Origin of the sequence: Exiguobacterium sp. s78, assembly GCF_018618985.1 — a bacterium.
Lineage (GTDB): Bacteria > Bacillota > Bacilli > Exiguobacteriales > Exiguobacteriaceae > Exiguobacterium_A > Exiguobacterium_A abrahamii.
This window is the reverse complement of record NZ_JACSNB010000001.1, coordinates 740742-764028: the sequence shown is the minus strand read 5'-3', so window position 1 is coordinate 764028 and position 23287 is coordinate 740742. Positions and strand designations below refer to the sequence as shown.

Below are 23287 nucleotides of genomic sequence, written 5' to 3'. Positions count from 1 at the left end.
ACTTTGTCACAAAGATGTCACTCTGCTAACAAAGCTTCAAATTCATCTAGGACACGTTCAAATTGACGCAATGCTGCTTCAACTGGCGCTTTTGTTGTCATATCGACACCCGCAGCTTTTAATACTTCGATTGGATAATCACTTGATCCCGCTTTTAAGAAATTGTTAATGTATCGCTCTACAGCAGGTTGTCCTTCTTCTAGAATCTGATCCGTCAAAGCAGCGGCAGCAGAAATGCCCGTTGCATACTGATAGACATAATAATTGTAATAGAAGTGTGGAATCCGAGCCCATTCTAGACCGATTTCTTCATCCAATACAATTTCTTCTCCGAAGTATTTTTGATTCAACGCATAATACGTTGACGTTAAGAATTCCGGTGTCAGCGATTGGCCAAGACGAGCCGCATCATGAATTGCATGTTCGAACTCGGCGAACATCGTTTGTCGGAACAATGTTCCACGGAATGTTTCGAGTTGATTGTTTAATAAATAGAGTTTTTCTTTACGATCCGTTACTTTCTTCAATAGATAGTCGTTCAACAATGCTTCATTCGTCGTTGAGGCAACTTCTGCGACGAAGATTGAATAATCACCATATGGATATGGTTGAGACTTCCGCGTGTAATAACTATGGACAGAATGTCCGAATTCATGTGCGAGTGTAAAGAGGTTGTTGATGTTGTCTTGCCAGTTCATCAAAATGAACGGCTGTGTATCATAAGCACCAGAAGAGTAGGCTCCACTCCGTTTACCACGCGTCTCTCGGACATCAACCCAACGTTCAGACAATCCTTCTTCGAGGATGTGCTTATACTCTGTTCCAAGCGGTGCAAGTCCTTCAACCATCAATTGTTTCGCTTCCTCGTAAGAGACTTTCATCTCCACCTCAGAAACGAGCGGTGTGTACATATCATACACGTGTAGTTCATCAAGTCCAAGTACTCGCTTACGTAAAGCGACGTAACGATGGAGTAATGGTAAATGCTCATGTACCGCTTCAACTAATCCATCATAGACGGACTCAGGAATCGCATTACCATGTAAAGCTGCTGCGCGTGCCGATGGGAACTTCCGGACATCTGCATAGAAGTTGTCTTTCTTAACTGACCCAGCAAGTGTCGAAGCGAGCGTATTCGTGTATTTTGCATATGTTCCATACATCGCTTTAAATGCAGCTTCACGGACCGAACGATCAGATGATTCCAGGAATGTGATAAAGCGACCATGTGTCAACTCTGTCTCTTCTCCGTCTTCCCCTTTGATTTTCGGGAATGTCAGATCTGCATTGTTCAACATGCCGAACGTCGTACCGGATTGACCGAGTACTTCTCCTGCCTTTGCAAGAATCGCTTCTTCCGCTTCCGTCAGGACGTGTTCACGCTCTTGATTCAATTCATCAAATGCATGACGATACATCGCAAGATCTGGATTCTCATTAAGATACGTCTCAATCGTTGACTCAGGTACAGCTAACAATTCTGGTGTCATGAAAGCAAGTGTTGCTCCGATTTGCGACGCGAGCGTCCGAGCACGGTCATTCATAGCTTGGTAGAAGCTGTCTGCTGTATTTTCGTCATAACGCATGTGCGCGTATGTATAAAGCTTATAAAGGCGTCTTGAGACTTCGTCGCGTAACTGTAACCCTTCATAGAGTGTTTCTGCACTCTGTCCAAGACGACCCTTATACTCGACGAGTAATGGAAGCATCGCTTTCACCGATTCGAATTCTTCTTCCCACGCTTCGTTCGTTGCGTAAATCGACTCTAGATTCCATGTTTCTGTAACGTCAACATCTTGACGTGTTAATACTTCTGCCATTTCCCTCACTCCTTTAATTCAGTTATACCTGTTTTCTTTTCGACAAACAATCGAAGTGCTCCTGCTAAAGCAGCTTATTCGCCTCCTCAATCCGCTCCATCCATTCCCTGACGAGAGCACCAATCAAATCTCTTTCAATCGATAGATTCAATTGGTGAAGCAGTTGATTTATGACATATTCCAGACGGCTCAAAGTGTACCGCCCTTTTATCTCTAAAAAGACGACGATTTGAAATTCAAAGGGATGGACGGGTAGAAATAATAGACGTGTGATGGGGAGAAAGGCAAAAGAGGGAAGATTTTGTAGATGGAAACCTGATTGATACAGTGGGATCTTGAGGATGCGTGGAGGTAATGAAGGATAAAAAGGACGTCGCCGATAGCGATGAACGATTCCTTGCCATCGAGCGATTGAAAATTTCCGAGGAAATGATGAAGGTTCTTTCGAAAGAAAATCAGATAATGAGAGCGGTTGAACCGTACAATAGACATGATGTTTTGCAAAAGGAACCGGATGTCGAAATCTCCGGATTTGATTCTCGACGATCAGATCCAAGTAATCATGTTGTAAAAATGCTTGTCGCATCCAACCCTGCAATCGCAACGTGACACCATGTGAAGGATGAAATCCGATCCACCGAACCGTTTGTTCTTGTTTCGCATCAAGTAAGGCTCGTCTAATCCATTCCTCTGCCGACATCGGAGAACGTTGAATCTCAATTCCAAGTTTCTGTTCTGGTATCCACAGGTCAAAACGTCTCTCTCCAGTCACCCATTCAATTTCGACTTGGATACCTGCGTTTATTAAAGAATCGGCAATGCGCTTTTTCCAGGACATATGCAAACTACTTTCTCCTGAACAAGCTGAGATATGTGCAAAATGTGGTCGTCGTCCTTGCCTGACGCGCAAGGGCTTCAGGCAATACGGACAACGTAAGGACATCGCTTTTAATTCATGGATGGGAAATCTGTGAATCATGATGCGTTTACCAGAAGCATCAATGGCTTCAAACATCTGAATCGTCCCCTTTTTCTAGAGTAACGGTGAGAATAAACGTGAAATCGATTCAATCAATCGACGGCGTAATGGACGCCGATGGAACATATCAGCATCAACTTGTGTCGAATGGCTAAAATCTTCATAAAAATCACGTGTTAGTTCATGGACAGAGTTCGTTCCATATAAGAAAGCATTCACTTCGAAATTCAAATGAAAACTACGTAAATCCATGTTCGCTGTCCCAATCGTTGCGATGGCGTCGTCCACAACGATGACTTTCGAGTGCATGAATCCCTTATTGTACTCGTAAATTTTCACACCAGCTCGTAGCAAATCATCAAAATAAGAACGGCTCGCATAAAATACGATTTTATGGTCTGGAAAGCTCGGTAGCAAAATACGGACATCAATCCCTGCCATAGCAGCTGTCTTCAGTGCTGTCATCAGGTCTTCATCCGGTATCAAATACGGAGAAGCAATATAGACTGATTCACGCGCTTCCGTGATGAGCCCGAAGTAAAGTGATTTCATTGCCTCATGTGGCTCATCAGGACCGCTCGCAATGATTTGAACACCCCCTGTCGCTTCTTCAACGTACTCAAGTGGCTCCATGTAAAACGGTGTAAACAGCCGTTCACCTGTCATGTAATACCAGTCTTGGAGAAAAATCAGTTGGAGTTCAGAGACAGCCTCTCCCCTTACGAGAAGATGGGTATCACGCCAAAAACCAAAATGTTGATCACGACCGATATACTCATCCCCAATGTTGATTCCGCCTGTAAATGCAACCGTTCCATCGATGACGACGATTTTCCGATGATTCCGGTAGTTCGATTTACTCGAAATAAACGGTAAGACGACAGGGAAAAACGCGCGAACCTCAACGCCAGCCGCCTGCATCTTCTTGAAATAATGCTTATCCGTCGAAAAACATCCGACGGCATCATAAAGAAAACGGACCTCGATTCCTTGCTCGGCCTTTTCAATCAACGCTTCCTGTAACTGAAGCGCAAGTTGATCATCCCGTACGATATAGTACTCCAAATGAATATGATGCTGTGCTTGACGAATCTCTTCTAAAAGAATCGGAAACTTTTCCTGACCATTCGTCAAGATTCTTGTATGTGTATTATACGAAATCGGAAGACGACTGATTGAATCGATAAGTGTCACAACTTTTCCATAACGCCCTTCTTGGAACACTGATTGGTGTACCCCTGCCTTAAACTGGGTACGATATTTAATGTAAGACTCCTCATCAAGCATTGCCTTCAGTCGAAACATTCGTTTTCGGCGGTAGTTCTGACCAAATGTGAAATACACGAATACGCCAACGACAGGCAATGCCATCATGACGAGTGCCCAGACGAGCGTTCGTTCTGGGTTTCGATTTTCGAGTAGAATGATGACGAACACGCTCATGACGACCAAAATGATGACGATGGACAGCCATCCTACCATATAGACACTCCAATAGTAGGATAAAAAGGCAATCAAGCCGATGGTCAAGATGAGGGTCATGAGAAGTTGTACACGTCGTAGCATGAATCCCCCTCCTTTTATGTAAGTAGTACAAATCGTATTTAAACTGATGACAGAAAGGAAGCGTTTAAATGGGTACGTATATCATTACTGGTGCAACAAGTGGAATTGGTGAGGCAACTGCCCTTCAACTCATCCGGGAGGGACATACTGTCCTTGCGATTGGTCGTAATGAAGAAAAAGGATCCTCGCTTGAATCAAATGGAGAAGGACGTTTATATTTCTTCCCTGTCGACTTAACTGATTCCTCTGCAATCGATGCGTTCTTTGAAGAAACACAAGAAGATTTCCCAGAAATCGATGGTATTTTCAACAATGCAGGTACTTTCGGTAAACCCGTTGCACCTGAACGTGTCTCCGATCAACAAAAAGAAGTATTCCAAGTGAACTATCACGCACCCGAACGAATCATCCAGCTCGCGACGAAACGCTTTTCAAAAGGTGCTTCCATCGTCAATAATAGCGCCATCGTAGGTCATGTTAAGTTTCCAGCAATGCTACTGCCTTACGCTTCGTCTAAAAGTGCTTTACTGACGCTAACAAAGACATGCGCCGCCCGCTTCCATGGTAAGTACCGATTTAATGCTATTTGCCCGGGACCAGTCGATACGGCGCTCAGTCATGCGTTATATGGCGGGAAAGATAAATTTGACCTCGCAATGAAACATCACCTTCGAGGTGAGCCTGCACAACCTTCTGAAATCGCTGAGGTCGTTTGTTTCTTACTATCAAACAAAGCGAGTTACATCAACGGTCAAGCGCTCATCGTAGATGGAGGCTATACCCTCACTTAATACCAGAACAAAAGGAGGTATCACGATATGTGATCCTCCTTTTCCTCGCACTTTTTCTGACCTTAGTTCGGAAAATGTTTCCGAATGAACGGAAAGACATCTGAAGCAATGATCTGTTTCCCGTATTCAGCTACAGGATGTATCATTTGTTCGCTGAACTGGAGATACTCTGCGATTAAACTCATGACGTTTTCTTGCGCTTCTACGTTCACATCATCCTCGAAATGAACATGCAGTAAATAGAGTCCATCTTTTTGATAAAGCGCTGTTTCAAGTTCTGCGAATACAGGAGCATTCGCATATTGGCTGAGCGCGATGATATGTTCGAAATCGCGAGTTTCAAATAAAACATCTTGGCTTAACTCTGTATCTTTATCTTCTGTCTCAGACATCGCTGATCGTAAAAGTGAATCGAGTTCGTCTTCATCGACTTGCTCACCATCAACTGCATTTTTCGCGATCGTTACAGTGACTTCAAGACCTTTTTCAAATGCTTGCACTTGTATCCATAGTGGACCTTCGAAGGAGATGGACTCTTTTTCATTCGCTTCGTCCATCATCTGCCAGAATAACTGTTCTCCCCGTTCCCGGTTATACCAAATCTCATCTCGGGCAAAACCACGGCGTTCGATGTCGGTGTACGTGATGAAGAACTTGACCGTATTGTCATTGACGCGTTCGATTTTCAAACTGTCCACTCCTTTCTTCTCGTTCCTTATCTAGAATACGAACGAGGACATGACTTGGATTCATAGTTTTGAATCCGAAGGGTATATTTCTATTCCTTTGTTATCTTTATTTTAACCTTTTTTATCGGTAACAAAAAGCACACTGCTCACGAAGCAGCGTGCTTTTTAAAATTACTCGTTGACAAGACGCTGTGCTTCCAAAAGTTGGAACGTACGCACCTTGCGCGGTAAGAATCGACGGATTTCATCCTCGTTGTACCCAACTTGAAGGCGTTTTTCATCAATCAAGATTGGGCGACGCAATAATCCCGGATATTCTTGAATCAAATCGTATAGATGCTGCAACGATAAGTTTTCAACGGAAACATCGAGTTTCGAGAAGACTTTTGAACGTGTTGAGATGATCTCGTCCGTTCCATCTTCCGTCATACGAAGAATCTGTTTGATTTCATCGAGCGATAATGGTTCTGAAAAGATATTACGTTCAACGAACGGGATTTCATGTTCTTCAAGCCACGCGCGTGCTTTCCGACAAGAAGTACAACTTGGTGAAGTATAGAGTGTTACCATTGAAAAACATCCTCCCCCTGATTTAACATCATTCGATACCTATGTGAATAAGCAGATATTGATGATGGTTCTATTACTTGACAGTTTACATCTAATAAAGCAGAAAACCTAGCTTTTTTATAAAGATGAAAGAACTTTTCGTAAAAAAGCTTGTTAAAGCCACCACGTGGCTTTAACAAGCTGGCGTGTGATCAAATGGCTGAGAAATCGTCTCTTTTGCTTTAGGAAGTTTCATTTCTTTCAGTTTTTTCTCTAAAATATCCCGCAAAAGGCGCTTCTTCAGCTTTTTCTTCTTGTCACGTTCTTTCATATTCCGACACCCCAATCGGCCCGAAACAGAACTAACAACCATACGAAAGCAAAATAATCATCTTCTACATTAGTAAGTATACCACGTATCTTAAAAATCTATTCCTACTTTAAGCAATTAAATATGTGAGATTGTCGATTGAGGAATGAAAAACAGTTGCAATTTCTTTCAAATTTCTGTAGAGTGTATAGAAATATCAACGCTCAGAAAGGAGTTTTTCATTCATGGCATTAACACTCGTTACGATTCTCGATCATCCGATCGCTCAAAAATATTTATCTCGTTCTGGCTTGAATCATGCGATTTCAGTAGCGGAACGCGCACTGACGCTTGCTACGAAACGCGGCTTAGATGCTGACACTGCTACGAAGGCAGCACTCTTACATGATATCGGTCATTACGAATGGTATACCGATGGCACTTGGAACTATGATTTATATCGCCAAAATGATATTCATGCTATTAAAGGAGCTGAACGTGCTCACAAACTACTGATTCGCCTTGGTGAAGAACCAGCACGCGCAAAAGAAATTGCTCTCGCCGTTCTTTTGCACACGGATTCTTATCTTCCACCAGGTGCGATCAATCGAACACCTCTTCAACAACTTGTCCATGATGCGGATACGCTGGAAGAACAGCCGGGCGGACTTCATCATTACGAAAAAATTGACTTTGAAGAAGCTATGCGTCGTCTTGATGCAATCGATGCAGTCGTCCATCGATTTGCTCATCTACCGCGTATCGCATCAGAAAATTAAAAGGCATTTCCACGATCAACGTGGAAATGCCTTTTTGCTTTAACAATTATACGAGTTGCGCTTGGTACGCTTCAAGTTCTGCATCCGTCATCGAAACGAAGTGACCAGGCTCGATTTCACGAAGAGGTGGAATGCTCGAATCTTCATCCGATTTACCAACCGGTCCACTCGTCGGACGATCGAAGATGATCCGTTTACGTGTCCGCTCGTGCTCTGGATCCGGAAGTGGAATCGCAGATAAAAGTGACTTCGTATAAGCATGAACAGGATTCTCATACAGACGATCCGCATCACACAATTCAACGAGGTGACCCTGATACATAACACCAATCCGGTCTGAGATATACTTGACCATCGATAAATCGTGGGCGATGAACAAGTATGTCAAACTGCGATCACGTTGTAGTTTTTTCATCAAGTTGACAACTTGGGCTTGAATCGATACGTCGAGTGCTGAAATCGGCTCATCCGCAATGATGAAGTCCGGCTCTACAGCAAGTGCACGTGCGATACCAATCCGTTGACGCTGACCACCTGAGAACTCGTGCGGGTAACGACTCGCGTGTTCTTTCGTCAAACCAACAGTTTCAAGCAAATCATATACACGGTTATTGCGCTCTTCTTTTGAGTTCGCTAAACCATGGATATCGATTCCTTCAGCGATGATATCGCCAACCGTCATCCGTGGATTTAACGATGCATACGGATCTTGGAAGATCATTTGCATTGCACGGTTGAATTTCAATTTGTCTTTACGTGACTTCTTACCATGAACGTTTTCACCTTTAAAGATGACTTCGCCGTCTGTCGCTTCGTATAAACCAATGATCGAGCGACCAGTCGTAGACTTACCACAGCCTGACTCTCCAACGAGGCCAAGTACTTCGCCTTCGTAGATATCAAATGAAAGTCCATCAACCGCTTTAACGACGCGTCCACGTCCAATATTGAAATGTTGCTTCAAGTTTTTTACTTCAAGTAATTTATTACGGTTTTCCATTATTTCAGACCGCCTTTCAGAAGCGATTTTGAGAACACGCTGTCCGGACGGTATTTTAACGCCAAGTCACGGATTGCAGCAGGTGGTTCGACGTATGGAGCTTGTGGATGTAGCAACCACGTCGCCGCTTCGTGTGTATCTGAGATTTTGAAGAAAGGTGGTTCTTTCTCGAAATCAATCTTCATCGCATATTTGTTACGCGGTGCAAACGCATCACCGACTGGTGGATGCATCAAGTTCGGTGGAGTTCCTGGAATCGCAGGAAGATCTTGTGAACGGTCATCAGATGGACGTGGCATTGAACCTAGTAGTCCCCAAGTATATGGATGACGCGGCTCATAGAAGATCTCATCTACTGTACCTTTTTCAATCAATTTACCAGCATACATGACGGCTACACGGTCAGCCATGTTCGCTACGACACCTAAGTCGTGCGTAATGAAGATGATTGCTGTACCCGTTTTTTGCTGAATGTCTTTCAATAACTCAAGGATCTGAGCTTGAATCGTAACATCGAGTGCAGTCGTCGGCTCATCGGCAATCAACACTTTCGGATTACATGCAAGCGCGATTGCGATGACGATCCGTTGACGCATCCCACCCGATAATTGGTGCGGATATTGTTTCAGACGCGCTTCTGGATTCGGAATTCCTACGAGTGTCAAAAGTTCGAGTGTACGCTTTTTCGCTGCGTCGCCTGTTAAGCCTTGGTGACGTTTTAATCCTTCAGCGATTTGTTTATAAATCGTCATCGTCGGGTTAAGTGATGTCATCGGATCTTGGAAAATCATTGCGATATCACGACCGCGGACTTTTTGCATTTCTTTATCCGAAAGCTTAACGAGGTCACGACCTTCAAATAAGATTTCACCTTGTGTGATTTCACCTGGTGGGTTTGGAATCAAACGCATGATCGCTTTTGAAGTAACCGATTTACCAGAACCAGACTCACCAACGATTGCGAGTGTCTCGCCTTTTTTCAAATCAAACGATACACCGCGGACGGCTTGTACCGTCCCGGCATACGTATGGAAAGCGACATTCAGGTCGCGAACAGATAAAATAGTTTCCATTGTGAATGAGCTCCTCTCTAGTTTCCGTTAGCGTCGTAAACGTGGGTCGAACGCATCACGCAGTCCATCTGCCAACATATTGAAGCTGACCATGAGGAGTACGATGACCGTCGATGGGACAACGAGCAAGAATGGGAACGTTTTGAGTTCTTTGTACCCTTCGTTGATCAATGTACCGAGTGACGGTTGTGGTGGTGCAAGTCCTAAACCGATGAAACTTAAGAATGCTTCGAAGAAGATCGCCCCAGGAATTGTGAACATAAGTGAGATGATGATCGTTCCCAAGGTATTTGGAATCAAATGTTTAAAAATCAAACGTGCGCTAGAAGCACCAAGTGTCCGTGCTGCAAGAACAAACTCTTGGTTCTTTAGTTTCAGGATTTGACCACGAACAAGTCGGCTCATCCCGATCCAGCCGGTAATCGTCATCGCGAGGATGATTGTCGTGATCCCTGGTTCAAGAATCAAGATGAACAAGATGATCAAGATCAAGTTCGGTACACCTGTTAAAATTTCAGCAATCCGTTGCATGATGTTATCGACACGCCCACCATAATAAGCAGAAATTCCGCCGTATGTGACACCAACGAGAACGTCAATGAGTGCTGCCATCAAACCGATGAATAACGAAATCTTCGTTCCTTCCCAGACACGTGACCAAAGATCACGACCAAGGTGATCCGTTCCGAACCAGAAGTTCTCCGTCACCTGTTTTTGTTTATAAAAATCAATCGGCGTATCGCCAAGTGTTGCCATACCGTCAAAACCAGCCCATTCTAAACCAGTAATTTTAGGTGGAAGTTTAGCTTGTGTGATTGTTTGGGTATAAGGGTCATTACCAGACAATGCAGGTCCGACCAATGACATGATTGCTATGATGACGATGACAACAAGTGAAAGAATTGCCGCTTTGTTCTTGCGTAGTCGCATCCAAGCATCTTGCCAGAAGTTTAAGCTTTTACCAGCAAGGCGTTCGCCTGCTTGTTCATTGAACTCAACGTGTTGGAACAGCGATGAATCAAACTGTTCTGCTTTTGCATTTGAATTTTGTTCAGCCATTATTTGTTCCCCCCCAAACGGATCCGTGGATCAACGACTCCGTACAGCAAGTCGACGATCAAAATCATGAGAATGAAGACTGCTGAGAAGAACAACGTCGTACCCATGATGACTGTGTAGTCGTTTTGTGTGATTGATGATACGAAGAGTTCGCCTAGACCAGGTACCGCAAAGATTTTTTCAATGACAAGCGTACCTGTAATCAATGCAGCTGTCATTGGTCCAAGAATCGTAATTGCCGGAATCAAGGCGTTCCGAACCATGTGTTTCCAAGTAATCGACTGACCATCTAGGCCTTTTGCTTTAGCTAACGTGACATAATCCTGGTTCGTAACTTCTAGCATCTCTGTCCGGACGAATCGAGCAATTGAGGCTGTAACCCCAAGTGACAACGATACGGTCGGCAAAATAGTATGCGCCGGGCTTTCCCAGAACGCGACTGGCAAAACGCCCCATTTCACACCAACATAGTATTGAAGGAGTGAGGCGAATACAAAGGACGGCACCGAGATTCCGATAACCGATACGAACATCGCACCGTAATCGATCACTGTGTTGTGGCGAAGCGCCGCGATAACACCTAAGACAAGTCCTAACAGTACTCCGAGTACTAATGCTTGAATTCCTAATTGAGCCGATGGTCCAATTCGTTCAGAGATCAAATCCGTTACCGGACGGCTATCATATTTAAATGAAATGCCGAGATCTCCTTGGAACAAGTTAACCATATACGCTGCATAGCGTTGTGGCAGTGGATCATTCAAGTTGTACTTATCCCGAAGGATATTCAACTGTTCAGGAGAAAGTTTCTCCTGGTTTTGGAACGGTGAACCTGGTAGCAGATCCATCAGGAAGAAAGTGAACGAAGCGATGAGTAAAAACGTCAGTACGCCGTAAACCAGGCGTTGAGCTAAATAACGGCCCATAAGATGGCACCCCCTATAAAGATTTTCTGTTTTTTTTCGAAACATCAATAAAATCAGTATGACCCACAATTGTCGGAACATTCAAGAATTTTGTCATAAAAATTTAAAAATTCTTTTTTTATTGTGCTTTGATTTGATGTTCGCTTGGATGTTTTTCTAATTTCATCCAATAGTCAGAATTTTTCGTTTGATTCCATTATACTTTGCTAACAAAGTAATTAGAACTACTTTTTTACGAAACTTTCACATTTTCGATAAAAATGAGTTTCCATTCATAAAAAGTAGTATAAAACAGGAGCGTACCCGAACTGATCAGGGGACGCTCCCATTCTCGATTACTTAATATCAACGTATTTGTATTGGAAATCTGCTCCGAACACTTGACGGTTGAAATCTTTAACCGTCGGACGGCTCAAGTATGCAGAACCAGCTTGATAGATTGGCGCGATGGCTTGATCTTTCTCAATCAATTGCGCTTCCGCTTGTTTGAAGAGATCGAGACGTTTGTTTAAGTCAGACTCTTCATTCGCTGCGTTCAACAATTTATCATAAGCTGCAGACTTGTACTTGACGTCGTTTTGGCTATTCGTTGATTCGAAGATAGAAAGGTTAGACATTGGATCCTGATAATCCGGGCCCCAAAGTGAGTATGAAACCTGGTAGTCGCCTTTTGTTTCAAGGTCGAGTTTATTCTTGAACGGTTGTTGTTTGATTGAAACAGTGACGTTCGGAAGATTTTTCTCGATTTGACCTTTCATGTACTCACTGATCTTCTTCGCATCTTCATTGTCGAATGAAAGAAGTTCAATCGTCGTTTTCTTATCGCCGTTTGCTTTTTTCCAAAGATCAGCTGCTTCTTTTCCATCACGGTCGAACCAGTTAATGTCGCTCGTATAATCTTTACCAGACGCATCTTTGATGAATTCTTTTGGAATGAAGCTTGTTGTTGGAATCGAACCGTTCGCAAGAAGCGTATCTGTGATTCCTTTTGGATCGATGGCACGAGCAATTGCTTTACGTGCATCAACATTTTTCATCGTTGCATCTTCGTTATTGAACTTCAGATAAGCAATTGAAGAGCGAAGTGCTGTCTTGAATTCAGGCTTCGATTTGTAAGCTTCAACTTGCTCGGATGTCAGACCTGCATAGTCGATATCATTTGAATCATAGAGATTTGCTACTGTCGAAGAATCTTTGACGACACGGACCGTAACTTCGTCGAGTTTGACAGCGTCTTTATCCCAGTAGTTATCGTTTTTCTTCAGGACACGTTTTGAATCCGTTTTCCAAGATTCCCAAACGAAAGGACCGTTATAAAGCAATTTATCTGGTTTAAGCGAGAAATCTTTTTCATTCTTTTTGTAGAAGTCTTCACTGATCGGTGAGTACGTACCAAAAGATGTCAGTGAGAGGAAATACGGTGCTGGACGCTCGAGTTTGACTTCTAACGTTTTGTCGTCAAGTGCTTTAACACCGAGTTCGTCGACAGCTTTTTTACCCTGCGTAACATCAGCGCCGTTTTTTAACGTGTCAAAGATGTACGAGTAACTAGATGCTGTTTTCGGATCAGCAGCACGTTTCCAAGCAAACTCGAAATCTTGTGCTTTGACGGGTGAACCATCAGACCATTTTGAATCACGAAGTGTGAACGTATACGTCAAGTTATCACTTGAGATATCTGTTTTTTCTGCAAGTGCTGGAATCGCTTTTCCGTCTTTATCGAGACGGTAAAGACCTTCCATCGTGTTCCCGATCATGTTGAAAGCGACAGAATCCGTAGCTTTCGCTGGATCGACAGTCGTAATGTCAGAAGTATCCGTTAAACGTAGATTTTTCTTTCCATCTGTTGAACCTGAATCACTGTCTCCGCCACCTGTCGAACATCCAGCAAGCACTGCGCTTCCTGCAAGCATGACTGATAATGCGAGACCGACTGTTTTTTTCTTCATCGGTAAGTCATCTCCTTTTCAATTTCCAAGTTGCCATAATGCCTATGACATCAATAACGTCCCGTCGAAACTGCAATGTATTCCCCAAAATGCATTGACCTAGTTTCAAAAACTTAAACGAAGTGATAAATTGATTTTATGTGAGAATAGCATTAACGTCAAGTAAATAGTCACACTATTTGCTATTTTGCATCATTCGTTTGTTACCGATTCGTAACAGGATTAAAAATTTCGTATACTAAGGTTATCAATGCATTTAAGGGGGATTTTCATGCGATCGACCTATTTCCGACCGGTCATCATTGCGGTCATTCTAGTCTTACTTTATACGATATGGGCGACTATCACCGATTCGACGCACGGTATTTTGTACCATCTATCTGGTGGATTATTCATTGGAGGCTTTTTGCTTATGGCAATCGGATTCTTTTCCAACATGTCGGCTAACGGCTTCTTCCGTGGCATGACAGCCGGATTTAAAAAACAACGGGAAGCGAAGCTTCGAGAAATTGATGGCGATTACTACGAAGATGATGACGAAGAGGAAGAAGTCCTCCGTAAAAAGCAAAACCGGGCTTCTGCCCGAACGAAACCCTATGTTTCTAGTGGTATTATCTTCATCATCGTATCGCTGATCATCTCTTACTTTTAATCGAAATCACCGTGACGTACCTTCTATCGTATGGTAAACTTAAGTGAATTAAACAAGAAAACACGACGACAAAGAGTAGTAACTTAGGTACATCCCTTTCAGAGAGTCCATGGTGCTGGAAATGGACAGGTGATGCCTACGTGAATGGACTTTCGAGTGGCTGATTCGAATCAAGTAGAGTCAGATGGGTTTGCCCATTACAGCAAATTGAGCGGCTATGCGAATAGCAACTTGGGTGGCAACGCGATGAATCGTCCCTTGATTTTCAAGGGGCGTTTTTTATTTTGATTTTATTATTTGGAGGGATTTCATTATGAAAACGATTTTCTCAGGTATCAAACCAACGGGAACAGTAACACTCGGAAATTACTTAGGTGCGATGAAACACTTCGTGAATTTACAGGATGGTCATGATGCGTATTATTGTGTCGTTGACTTGCACTCGATCACGGTCGATATCGATCGTGTCGAACTGATGAACAATACACGCGCCCTTGCTGCACTTTATATCGCAAGTGGTCTGAATCCAGAAAAATCAACAATCTTTGTTCAATCAGAAGTCAAAGCGCATGCACAACTCGGCTGGATGTTGACGTGTCTCTCCGGGATGGGTGAGCTCGAGCGTATGACACAGTATAAAGATAAATCACAAGGAAAAGACCGAATCGGTGCAGGATTGTTTGTCTATCCAACACTCATGGCAGCTGATATCCTACTCTATGATGCGGAACTCGTTCCAGTCGGTGATGATCAAAAACAACATATTGAGTTAACGCGTGACTTGGCTCAACGTTTTAATAGTCGTTACTATGAGACGTTCACATTACCAGAACCAATCATCGCTGAGTCAGGAGCACGAATCATGAGCCTGACGACGCCAGACAAAAAGATGTCAAAATCTGATCAGAATCCGAAGGGCTTCATCTCGATGCTTGACGCACCAGATGTCATTCGTAAAAAAGTGAAGTCAGCCGTCACGGACTCGGAAGGTATCGTCAAATTCGATCGCGAAAACAAACCAGGTGTATCGAATTTGCTTGAGATCTACTCTTTACTCGCTGGCATCTCGATTCCTGATCTCGAAACCAAATACGAAGGTTCAAACTACGGAACATTTAAAGCAGATGTCGCGGAAGCTATCATTTCGGAACTTGAACCGATTCAACAACGCTACTATGAATTGATTGATTCTGAAGAACTCGATCAGATTCTTGACGCTGGGCGTGACCGTGCTGAAGCCGTTGCTGCTAAAAAGATCGCGAAAATCGAGAAGGCAATGGGTTTACAACGGAAACGTGCTAAGGTAAAAAAATAAGTCTTCTTCCAAAAGAGATCGGAATGCTCCGATCTTTTTTGATATTTTCAAACAAAAAACTGCTTCCGAATTAAATCGGAAGCAGTTTTTATTTTGCTTATTTTCCTTCGATCGAAGCCCATTTGTACGAGAAGTCTGCGCCGAAGTTATGCTCGACGACACCTTTGACGTATGGTTTAACGAGGAATGCACGTCCACGCTGATAAACAGGTGAGATTGCTGCAGAGTCGAGAAGGATTTTCTCAGCTTCTTGCAATTCAGACCAACGTTTCGTTGCATCTGTTTGTGTTTGAGCATCTTTGATGAGTTTATCATACTCTTCATTTGACCACTTACCACGGTTGTATGGTCCGCCTGTGACGAAGAGATCGAGGAACGTCATTGGATCTTGGTAGTCAGGTCCCCAGCCCGCGAGCGAGAATTGGAAGTCCCCTTTATTTTCAAGATCAAGTTTGTTTTTGAATGGTTGTTGTTTGATTGTGACCTTCATACCTGGAAGGTTTTTCTCAAGTTCACCTTTCAAGAACTCACCGATTTTCTTCGAATCATCGCTATCATAGTTCAAGAGCTCAAGATCAACCGATTTTTGACCAATTTCTTTGAGACCCTCTTCCCAAAGTTTTTTCGCTTCGTCAGCATTGAATTCATTGAATCCAGGGTACTTGTCGCGGAAATCTTTTCCGTCAGCATCTTTCGCGAAATCTTTTGGTACGAGATAGTTCGCTGGAAGTGATCCGTTTGCGAGGATGACATCCGTGATCCCTTTTTTATCGTAACCCATGTCGATTGCGCGACGGATTTTTTCGTTATCAAGCGCTTTTACCTTCGTGTTGAGGTAGAGGTAGAAGATTGTTGATTCACCTTTTGTTTTGAATTCTTTATTATCTTTGAACTGGGCAACGAACTCAGATGTTAAACCTGTGCGATCGATATCACCTTTTTCGTACAAGTTAACGCCTGTCGCTGTCTCTTTAACGACCTTAACGTTGATCGTTTTAAGTTTAACGGCATCTTTATCCCAGTAGTTATCGTTTTTGACCATTTTCCAGCCTTGCTCACGTGTCCACTCTGTTAATTTGAATGGTCCGTTATAGAGCGACTTGTCTGCAGTCGAACCGAAGTCTTTCCCGATCTTCTTCGAGAGTTCTTCTGATTTCGGCATGAATGGACCGAATCCAGTGAGTCCGAGGAAGTAATCTGCAGGTGCTTTTAACTTAACTTCGAACGTTTTGTCGTCGATTGCTTTGACGCCGACAGCATCACGCTCGCCTTTTTTCGTATTGTACTCTTCTGCACCTTCGATGTTGTAGAAGACGTATGCATACTGTGAAGCGTTCTCCGGGTTGAGAACTTCTTTCCATGCATATTCGAAGTCTTTAGCTGTGATTGGAGTACCGTCAGACCATTTCGCATCACGTAATTTGAACGTGTATGTTAATTTGTCATCTGAGACTGTATGACTTTCAGCGATACCTGGCGTTGGTTGCTGTTTGTCATCAAGACGGTAAAGACCTTCCATCGTGTTGTTCAACACGTTGAATGAAACCGAGTCTGTTGAAGTCGTCGGGTTAAGTGTCGGGATATCCGAACCTTCGATCAAGTTAAGTGTTTGATCACTAGATTTTTTGTCTGAACCTGTGTCGCCCGATTTGTCGCCTGAATCCGTTGTCGAACAAGCTGCGAGGAACGCACTTGATACGAGAGCTACCGATGTAGCTAAAGCAAAACTTTTCTTCTTCATGTTACGATGACCCCCCTAGGTTTCTAAAAATGATACTGTCAGGTTTTTGACCGAAAAAAAAAGAATTACTATATTCGAATCAAACCCTTCGTTACAAATAGTTTACAATGTTCTGATAATTTTGCAAACCTTTTATCCGATTTTTCTAAATATTTTTTCAAAAAAGACTGGGACCTCACGAAAAAATGGTCCCAGCTCAGTGATTATTTTAGAATTTTCATTGCACGAAGTAGGTATTCCGGTCCATAAATCGGTACTTCGATTCCTTGAATCGTATCAGAAACATATAATTTCTCTGTCGTCTGATACAAAGGAACGATGACGGCATCTTGATTGATCAACTGCCTTTCAGCTTGATGATACAATGCTTGTTTTTTCTTCATATCTCGTACCTGCCGTGCTTTTTCGATCAGTTGATCGTACGTGTCGGATTGATAGTTTACGGAATTCAACGGATTATCTGAGACGAACTGGTTTAAATATGCAAGTGGACCTGGATAATCCGGCATCCATCCCGTTAACGTCATCGCATACTGCGCTGACTGTTCTTTATCGATCTTCTCTTCAATCGCAACTGGTTTAAGAACGATATCAATATCAGGCAACTGTCTCTCAAGATACGTCTCGAGTTGTTGACCAATCCGCTTCGCCAGTGGGTCCTCGAAGTTAAGCATCTCGATTCGTTGTTTCTTCTGTAGTTTACCGTTTTCTTTTTTTACTTGTATCGGTTCTGTCATTAATACGTTCGTATCTGTGACGACGAATCGATTCGTCGGAATGCCTGCATATCCTAAAGGAAGTTGAACGGACTCTTTTTCCATCAAGGCGTAAGCAATCCGTTTTCGGAGTGTCTTTTCGCGGAAGGCTTCATTTTTTTGATTAAATGCGATATAAAAGACACCGCTCCGCTTTTTTTGATAGGTTGGGCGAGAGACTTGATCTTCTTGTGTCTCAACACTCTCTTGTAACGGAAGAATCGCTGCTTTACTGTTCTCATACGTACTCCATTGCGTCTGATGATCAGAGATGATGCGGCTTTTAACTTCCTCGACTGTAACAACATTTTGTTGATGATACTGGTTGTTTTTCTTAAGCCTATATCCGTTTTCAGACATCTGCTCTAAAGTAAACGCACCATTACCAGTGAGCTCCTGCCACTTCTTGGATTCCGGTTGTGGATAAAAGACAGACATCGCGAGTAATTCTTTTAGATTCGAAACCGGCTGATTCAGCGTGATGACGAGTCGATCGCGTCCTTTGGCTTTAACACCTAGACGCTCTGGCTTCATTTTCCCGTCATTGACGGCACGTCCATTTTCAAACACTTCAAATAAAAAACCATAAGGAGAATTCGTTTTATTGGCTGCGACACGTCGAAAACTATCGACAAAGTCTTGTGCTGTAATCGCCTGACCCTGCGCATTTTTTGTTTGTTTGAGTTGAATTGCATACGTCAGACGATCTTTTGAGACTGACATATCCTGTGCTAATCCTCTACGGACGGATGTCCCAGAAGTAAAGACATATAATCCTTCATACAGTTGTGCCAATAGCGTCTGAGAACGGCTATCCGTCGCTAACGCAATATCGGATGTCTTCGGAAGTGATGATTCAATTAATTCAACCTTCACTGCTTGTGACTCCTGATCTGTTTTCGTTTTTTGAGATGATGATAGACGGTATATGAGCGTACCACTGAGACCAATCAATAAAAATAGGATCAGTATCATGATTGATGTTTTTCTTGTGATGTTAGTCATAAACGACTCCTTTCTGCGTCAAACACGCATTTCTTTATTGAATCAGAAAATCAGCAAAAAAGCGACCCCCTCGTTTTTCCAAGGGAATCGCTTAAGCTTAAGCTTCGTAACGTTTGAAGACGAGTGATGCGTTGTGTCCACCGAACCCAAGCGAATTGCTCAGGGCGTAATTCAATTCAACGCTCCGTGCACCTTCCGTCACGTAATCAAGATCACAGCCTTCACTCGGCTGTTTGAGATGAATCGTTGGGTGGACGGTTTGTTCTTGTAACGATTTGATCGTCGCAATCGCCTCGACGCCGCCTGCGCCACCAAGCAAGTGACCAATCATCGATTTCGTCGAGTTGACGACGAGTTGTTTTGCCTGTTCCCCGAAGACACTGTGGATCGCTTTGGTTTCAAGAATGTCGTTCATCGGTGTACTCGTTCCGTGTGCATTGATGTATCCGACTGCTTCTGGTGCGATGCCTGCATCTTGGATTGCCATCGCCATCGCACGCGCTCCACCGTCTCCATCTGGATCTGGAGCTGTGATGTGGTAGGCGTCAGCTGTTAATCCATACCCGCTGACTTCAGCATAGATTTTCGCCCCACGTGCGACCGCATGCTCGTACTCTTCAAGAATCAAGATGCCTGCCCCTTCTCCCATGACGAATCCATCACGTCCTTCGTCAAACGGACGGCTTGCTGTCTCAGGATCGTGATTCGTTGACATCGCTTTGTTGGAACAAAAACCAGCAAATGCTAAGTTCGTGATTGGCGCTTCCGCTCCACCAGCGATCATGACATCTGCATCACCCCGTTCGATGACACGAAGTGCTTCCCCGATGGCATTCGTTCCTGAAGCACATGCAGTGACAGAACAATTATTCGGTCCCTTGGCTCCGGTATAGATTGATACCTGACCGCTTGCCATGTTCGGAATCATCATCGGAATGAAGAACGGGCTGACACGACGATGTCCACGCTCAAAGTAAATTTTTGCTTGTTTCTCGATTGTCTCAACGCCACCGATTCCTGATCCAATCCACACACCTGCACGTTCAGCAATCGACTTGATGTCGATTCCAGCATCTTGGACAGCTTCCATGCTTGCAACGAGTGAGTAATGAACGAATCGATCCATCTTACGTGCTTCTTTTGCCTCGATGAATTCTGTCACATCGAAGTTCTGCAATTCGCCAGTGACCTTCGTCGGATACTCATCGATATCGAGACGTTCCATCGGACGAATCCCGTTCGTTCCTTCTTTTAATGCTTCCCAGAATGTATTGGCATCGTTCCCGATTGGTGTCAGTGCTCCGATTCCTGTGACTACAACGCGTTTTCTCATCATCTTATGTGTTCTCTCCTTTAGTCCAAGTAATGTATGCTGCTCCCCAAGTCAATCCGGCACCGAATCCAGCAAGTACGAGCTTCGTACCAGGTGTCAGGCGTCCTTGTTGACGTGCTTCTTCGAGCGCGAGTGGGATTGAAGCAGCAGATGTATTCGCATGCTCATCGATGGTGACGATGACTTTCTCTTGCGGTATGTGCAGTCGTTCGCACGCTGCATCAATGATGCGTAGGTTTGCTTGGTGCGGAATCAAGATATCGATGTCTTCGAGCGTACTATCCGCTTTTTGAATGACTTTTTCAACGATTTCCGGTAATTTGCGAACAGCGAACTTAAAGACTTCACGACCATTCATCTCGATCGGTCCATCGATGTCCTTAAATAATAAATGTGCTCCGCGTCCATCTGTTCCAAGTTCAAAGGCATTAAGACCCGCTTGCTCAGTTGGTCCGATGACGACTGCCCCTGCACCGTCTCCAAATAAGATGGCAGTTGACCGGTCTGACCAGTCGACGATACTCGACATTTTTTCAGCACCGATGACGAGCGCATGTTTTCCTTCGACTGTTGCTAACATGCTAGCAGCTGTTTGTAATGCAAAGATGAAACCACTACATGCCGCACTAATATCGAATGCAGTCGCTCCGCGTGCTCCAAGACGCTCTTGAACGATACAGGCAGTAGAAGGAAATGCTCGTCCTGTTGCCGTTCCGACGACGATCAACCCGATGTCCTCTACTGTCAATCCAGCATCATCAAGCGCTTTCTGAGCAGCTTCTGTCGCTAAGTCAGTGACATCCACATCATCGGCTGCAATCCGTCGTGCCCCGATTCCTGTCCGTGTCCGAATCCATTCATCACTCGTATCGAGCGTCGTTGCTAATTCATCATTCGTCACGCGGCGTGACGGCAAAGACGTTCCTAATCCTACAATCCCGATCTTCATAAGGCATCCCCTTTTATTATTAGTATCTGGTACTAATATAAAGCGTTAATTTGCTTTTGTCAAAGAAAAAAGGAAGAGCATGGTCTCCCGTGCCCTTCCCCATACCTCATTCTGCTAACGTCCGTACGACTTCCATGACCATTTTAGCGGAATTGATTGACGCAATCTCGAGGAACTCATCAAACGAGAGTGACGCTTCTTCATTGGCGCTATCTGAAATCGAACGCGTTACGACGAACGGAACACCGAACTGATGACAGACTTGTGCGATTGGTGCTGCTTCCATCTCGACGGCTGCGACTTCTGGGAAGTGCGCCTTGATTTGAGCAGAGCGCTCTGAATCGTGGATGAACGAATCACCTGTCGCAATCAATCCATGAACGACGCGAATTGCATCCATCCGCTCGATGACGGCTTCTGCTGTCGCAACAAGCTTCGGATCTGCTTGATAGGCAGCTGGCATTCCAGGTACCTGTCCATATTCGTATCCAAATGCCGTCACGTCGACGTCGTGATGTCGCACTTCTGTTGAGACGACGACATCCCCGACCGTTAAGCCTTCCTTGAATCCACCTGCTGAGCCCGTATTGATGACAGCACTTGGTTTGTAGTGGTCCAGCAATAATGTCGTCCCGATCGCAGCGTTCACTTTCCCGATTCCTGACTTCAAGATGACGACAGGAACGCTATTTAAAAGACCTTCGTAAAAATGATAGTTTGCGATGACTGTATCTTTACGTTCTGATAACTCATTACGCAATAAGTTGACTTCCTCTTCCATTGCGCCGATGATTGCGATTGGCATAATTCATTCCTCCATCAAACAGAAAGCCGGATTGCTCCGGCTCCTGTGTTCTTTATTTGATCGATGTAATTTTTACTGCGTATTCGCCGCCTGGTGCTGGTACAGAGACTTGATCTCCGACTTGGTGCCCCATTAAACTTTTCGCGATTGGTGATTCGTTCGAGATTTTACCCGTGAACGGATCTGCTTCGGCACTACCGACGATCGTGTACGTATCTTCTTCGTTATCTTCGACACTTAAGAAAGTGACTGTCGTTCCGATACTGACGACCGAGATATCCTTCTCTTCTTCTGAGATGATGGCAACATTACGAAGCATCTCTTCAAGTTGAGCGATCCGGCCTTCGACCATCGCTTGCTCTTCTTTTGCTGAATCGTACTCTGCGTTCTCTGAAAGGTCACCGAACGAACGGGCGATCTTGATGTTCTCGACGACTTCTTTCCGGCGGACTGACTTCAATTCATTCAATTCATTTTCAATGTTCGCTTTACCTTCAAGCGTCATGTAGTATTGCTTTTCTGCCATTTTTGTCACGCTCCTTTTTATTCCACTAGTATAGTATATTCACATCTTTTTTGGAATCAATATCCTCTTTGATCGAGTGCTGAACGATAATCAAGAATCGCTCGAATCTTCGTCACGAGTAAATCGATAGCGACATGATTCTCGCCGCCTTCCGGTACGATGATGTCCGCATACCGTTTTGTTGGTTCACAGAACTGCAGATGCATCGGACGAACGACGTTCGTGTACTGCTCAACGACTGAGTCGATCGAGCGTCCACGTTCGTTAATATCACGTTGCATCCGACGAAGAATGCGAACGTCCGCATCCGTATCGACGAACACCTTGATATCCATTAGTTCCCGTAACCGTTCGTCTTCAAGCGCTAAAATTCCTTCTACGATGATGACATCGCGTGGTTCGAGACGAATCGTTTCTTGTGCCCGTGTGTGGGCGACATAATCATATACCGGTTTTTCAACGGCAATGTTTTCACGGAGCGACTGAATGTGCTCGATCAACAGACCATTATCAAAAGCGAACGGGTGATCATAGTTTGTCTGATACCGCTCCTCCATTGATAAATTACTTTGATCTTTATAATACGCGTCCTGCTCAATCATGACGATTGATTCACTTGGGAACGCATCGACGAGTGAACGCGCCACCGTCGTCTTCCCTGAACCCGTTCCGCCCGCTACGCCAATTACTACCGGTTTTTGCATGTCATTCGTTCC

The 23287-nt window shown here is 44.1% G+C and carries 22 protein-coding genes and 1 other annotated feature; of the genes, 4 read left to right on the top strand and 18 right to left on the bottom strand.

Annotated elements, in window-relative coordinates; genetic code table 11:
- Nucleotides 1–17: 17 nt before the first annotated feature.
- The 3 genes from pepF to cls form a co-directional block, all read right to left on the bottom strand.
- Nucleotides 18–1820 carry an oligoendopeptidase F gene (gene pepF, locus KNQ18_RS03720; protein ID WP_023468886.1) on the bottom strand — a complete coding sequence of 601 codons (1803 nt, stop codon included), beginning with the start codon at nt 1818–1820 and terminating at the stop codon, nt 18–20.
- A 64-nt stretch (nt 1821–1884) separates the two neighbouring features.
- A complete protein-coding gene (locus tag KNQ18_RS03715) occupies nt 1885–2835 on the bottom strand; it encodes a competence protein CoiA family protein (RefSeq protein ID WP_149427651.1) in 951 nt (316 codons plus the stop codon).
- Nucleotides 2836–2853: 18 nt separating this feature from the next.
- Nucleotides 2854–4365 (bottom strand): cardiolipin synthase, encoded by a 1512-nt coding sequence (gene cls, locus KNQ18_RS03710; protein ID WP_149427652.1) that lies wholly within the window; start codon nt 4363–4365, stop codon nt 2854–2856.
- A 68-nt stretch (nt 4366–4433) separates the two neighbouring features.
- Between cls and KNQ18_RS03705 the strand changes: the two genes are divergently transcribed.
- On the top strand, nt 4434–5156 hold the full coding sequence (locus KNQ18_RS03705; protein ID WP_215083869.1) for an SDR family NAD(P)-dependent oxidoreductase: 723 nt from the start codon (nt 4434–4436) through the stop codon (nt 5154–5156).
- Nucleotides 5157–5218: 62 nt separating this feature from the next.
- Here KNQ18_RS03705 and mecA read toward each other — a convergent pair whose 3' ends face one another.
- The 3 genes from mecA to KNQ18_RS03690 form a co-directional block, all read right to left on the bottom strand.
- Nucleotides 5219–5854, bottom strand: coding sequence for an adaptor protein MecA (mecA, locus tag KNQ18_RS03700; protein WP_406747522.1), 636 nt, complete (start codon nt 5852–5854; stop codon nt 5219–5221).
- Nucleotides 5855–6016: 162 nt separating this feature from the next.
- Nucleotides 6017–6415 (bottom strand): transcriptional regulator SpxA, encoded by a 399-nt coding sequence (spxA, locus tag KNQ18_RS03695; protein WP_012370920.1) that lies wholly within the window; start codon nt 6413–6415, stop codon nt 6017–6019.
- Nucleotides 6416–6587: 172 nt separating this feature from the next.
- A complete protein-coding gene (locus KNQ18_RS03690; protein WP_023468890.1) occupies nt 6588–6725 on the bottom strand; it encodes a hypothetical protein in 138 nt (45 codons plus the stop codon).
- Nucleotides 6726–6949: 224 nt separating this feature from the next.
- Between KNQ18_RS03690 and KNQ18_RS03685 the strand changes: the two genes are divergently transcribed.
- Nucleotides 6950–7483: an HD domain-containing protein gene (locus KNQ18_RS03685; RefSeq protein WP_029342203.1), complete on the top strand. Its 534-nt coding sequence runs from the start codon at nt 6950–6952 to the stop codon at nt 7481–7483.
- 46 nt (nt 7484–7529) lie between these two features.
- Here KNQ18_RS03685 and KNQ18_RS03680 read toward each other — a convergent pair whose 3' ends face one another.
- The 5 genes from KNQ18_RS03680 to KNQ18_RS03660 all read right to left on the bottom strand — a co-directional run bounded on the left by KNQ18_RS03680 (nt 7530) and on the right by KNQ18_RS03660 (nt 13490).
- The gene (locus KNQ18_RS03680) at nt 7530–8483 is read right to left on the bottom strand and encodes an ABC transporter ATP-binding protein (protein ID WP_029342202.1); all 954 of its coding nucleotides are present in this window, start codon (nt 8481–8483) and stop codon (nt 7530–7532) included.
- Nucleotides 8483–9556, bottom strand: a complete 1074-nt coding sequence (locus KNQ18_RS03675) for an ABC transporter ATP-binding protein (protein WP_029342201.1) — start codon at nt 9554–9556, stop codon at nt 8483–8485. Before KNQ18_RS03675 ends, KNQ18_RS03680 begins: the two co-directional genes overlap by 1 nt.
- A 27-nt stretch (nt 9557–9583) precedes the next feature.
- On the bottom strand, nt 9584–10615 hold the full coding sequence (gene opp3C, locus KNQ18_RS03670; protein ID WP_215083867.1) for an oligopeptide ABC transporter permease: 1032 nt from the start codon (nt 10613–10615) through the stop codon (nt 9584–9586).
- Nucleotides 10615–11541, bottom strand: coding sequence for an oligopeptide ABC transporter permease (gene opp3b / locus KNQ18_RS03665; RefSeq protein WP_215083866.1), 927 nt, complete (start codon nt 11539–11541; stop codon nt 10615–10617). The genes opp3C and opp3b overlap by 1 nt, the downstream gene beginning before the upstream one ends.
- 335 nt (nt 11542–11876) lie before the next feature.
- The gene (locus KNQ18_RS03660; RefSeq protein ID WP_215083864.1) at nt 11877–13490 is read right to left on the bottom strand and encodes a peptide ABC transporter substrate-binding protein; all 1614 of its coding nucleotides are present in this window, start codon (nt 13488–13490) and stop codon (nt 11877–11879) included.
- 271 nt (nt 13491–13761) lie between these two features.
- Between KNQ18_RS03660 and KNQ18_RS03655 the strand changes: the two genes are divergently transcribed.
- Nucleotides 13762–14142, top strand: coding sequence for a DUF3899 domain-containing protein (locus KNQ18_RS03655; protein WP_029342197.1), 381 nt, complete (start codon nt 13762–13764; stop codon nt 14140–14142).
- 56 nt (nt 14143–14198) lie between these two features.
- Nucleotides 14199–14404, top strand: a binding site (T-box leader).
- Between the two features lie 51 nt (nt 14405–14455).
- On the top strand, nt 14456–15457 hold the full coding sequence (trpS, locus tag KNQ18_RS03650; protein ID WP_149427655.1) for a tryptophan--tRNA ligase: 1002 nt from the start codon (nt 14456–14458) through the stop codon (nt 15455–15457).
- 97 nt (nt 15458–15554) lie between these two features.
- Here trpS and KNQ18_RS03645 read toward each other — a convergent pair whose 3' ends face one another.
- The 7 genes from KNQ18_RS03645 to udk form a co-directional block, all read right to left on the bottom strand.
- A complete protein-coding gene (locus KNQ18_RS03645; protein ID WP_215083862.1) occupies nt 15555–17198 on the bottom strand; it encodes a peptide ABC transporter substrate-binding protein in 1644 nt (547 codons plus the stop codon).
- Between the two features lie 203 nt (nt 17199–17401).
- Entirely contained in the window at nt 17402–18829 is a 1428-nt protein-coding gene (locus KNQ18_RS03640) for a peptide ABC transporter substrate-binding protein (protein ID WP_215083860.1), read from the bottom strand.
- Between the two features lie 226 nt (nt 18830–19055).
- Nucleotides 19056–20294, bottom strand: coding sequence for a beta-ketoacyl-ACP synthase II (gene fabF, locus KNQ18_RS03635; RefSeq protein ID WP_050677577.1), 1239 nt, complete (start codon nt 20292–20294; stop codon nt 19056–19058).
- Between the two features lies 1 nt (nt 20295).
- On the bottom strand, nt 20296–21240 hold the full coding sequence (locus KNQ18_RS03630; protein ID WP_050677578.1) for a beta-ketoacyl-ACP synthase III: 945 nt from the start codon (nt 21238–21240) through the stop codon (nt 20296–20298).
- Between the two features lie 106 nt (nt 21241–21346).
- A complete protein-coding gene (gene mtnN / locus KNQ18_RS03625) occupies nt 21347–22045 on the bottom strand; it encodes a 5'-methylthioadenosine/S-adenosylhomocysteine nucleosidase (RefSeq protein ID WP_023468903.1) in 699 nt (232 codons plus the stop codon).
- A gap of 52 nt (nt 22046–22097) precedes the next feature.
- Nucleotides 22098–22571 (bottom strand): transcription elongation factor GreA, encoded by a 474-nt coding sequence (greA, locus tag KNQ18_RS03620; protein WP_023468904.1) that lies wholly within the window; start codon nt 22569–22571, stop codon nt 22098–22100.
- A 56-nt stretch (nt 22572–22627) separates the two neighbouring features.
- Nucleotides 22628–23275, bottom strand: a complete 648-nt coding sequence (gene udk, locus KNQ18_RS03615; protein WP_215083859.1) for a uridine kinase — start codon at nt 23273–23275, stop codon at nt 22628–22630.
- Nucleotides 23276–23287: the final 12 nt, after the last annotated feature.

What these genes read in the sequence shown, in the direction of transcription:
- KNQ18_RS03655 (WP_029342197.1), top strand. Translation starts at nt 13,762, where the DNA reads ATGCGATCGACCTATTTCCGACCGGTCATCATTGCGGTCATTCTAGTC.
- KNQ18_RS03680 (WP_029342202.1), bottom strand. Translation starts at nt 8,483, where the DNA reads ATGGAAAACCGTAATAAATTACTTGAAGTAAAAAACTTGAAGCAACAT.
- udk (WP_215083859.1), bottom strand. Translation starts at nt 23,275, where the DNA reads ATGCAAAAACCGGTAGTAATTGGCGTAGCGGGCGGAACGGGTTCAGGG.
- KNQ18_RS03715 (WP_149427651.1), bottom strand. Translation starts at nt 2,835, where the DNA reads ATGTTTGAAGCCATTGATGCTTCTGGTAAACGCATCATGATTCACAGA.
- KNQ18_RS03660 (WP_215083864.1), bottom strand. Translation starts at nt 13,490, where the DNA reads ATGAAGAAAAAAACAGTCGGTCTCGCATTATCAGTCATGCTTGCAGGA.
- mtnN (WP_023468903.1), bottom strand. Translation starts at nt 22,045, where the DNA reads ATGCCAATCGCAATCATCGGCGCAATGGAAGAGGAAGTCAACTTATTG.
- spxA (WP_012370920.1), bottom strand. Translation starts at nt 6,415, where the DNA reads ATGGTAACACTCTATACTTCACCAAGTTGTACTTCTTGTCGGAAAGCA.
- fabF (WP_050677577.1), bottom strand. Translation starts at nt 20,294, where the DNA reads ATGATGAGAAAACGCGTTGTAGTCACAGGAATCGGAGCACTGACACCA.
- opp3C (WP_215083867.1), bottom strand. Translation starts at nt 10,615, where the DNA reads ATGGCTGAACAAAATTCAAATGCAAAAGCAGAACAGTTTGATTCATCG.
- KNQ18_RS03645 (WP_215083862.1), bottom strand. Translation starts at nt 17,198, where the DNA reads ATGAAGAAGAAAAGTTTTGCTTTAGCTACATCGGTAGCTCTCGTATCA.
- pepF (WP_023468886.1), bottom strand. Translation starts at nt 1,820, where the DNA reads ATGGCAGAAGTATTAACACGTCAAGATGTTGACGTTACAGAAACATGG.
- cls (WP_149427652.1), bottom strand. Translation starts at nt 4,365, where the DNA reads ATGCTACGACGTGTACAACTTCTCATGACCCTCATCTTGACCATCGGC.
- KNQ18_RS03675 (WP_029342201.1), bottom strand. Translation starts at nt 9,556, where the DNA reads ATGGAAACTATTTTATCTGTTCGCGACCTGAATGTCGCTTTCCATACG.
- trpS (WP_149427655.1), top strand. Translation starts at nt 14,456, where the DNA reads ATGAAAACGATTTTCTCAGGTATCAAACCAACGGGAACAGTAACACTC.
- KNQ18_RS03685 (WP_029342203.1), top strand. Translation starts at nt 6,950, where the DNA reads ATGGCATTAACACTCGTTACGATTCTCGATCATCCGATCGCTCAAAAA.
- KNQ18_RS03690 (WP_023468890.1), bottom strand. Translation starts at nt 6,725, where the DNA reads ATGAAAGAACGTGACAAGAAGAAAAAGCTGAAGAAGCGCCTTTTGCGG.
- greA (WP_023468904.1), bottom strand. Translation starts at nt 22,571, where the DNA reads ATGGCAGAAAAGCAATACTACATGACGCTTGAAGGTAAAGCGAACATT.
- KNQ18_RS03630 (WP_050677578.1), bottom strand. Translation starts at nt 21,240, where the DNA reads ATGAAGATCGGGATTGTAGGATTAGGAACGTCTTTGCCGTCACGCCGC.
- KNQ18_RS03705 (WP_215083869.1), top strand. Translation starts at nt 4,434, where the DNA reads ATGGGTACGTATATCATTACTGGTGCAACAAGTGGAATTGGTGAGGCA.
- opp3b (WP_215083866.1), bottom strand. Translation starts at nt 11,541, where the DNA reads ATGGGCCGTTATTTAGCTCAACGCCTGGTTTACGGCGTACTGACGTTT.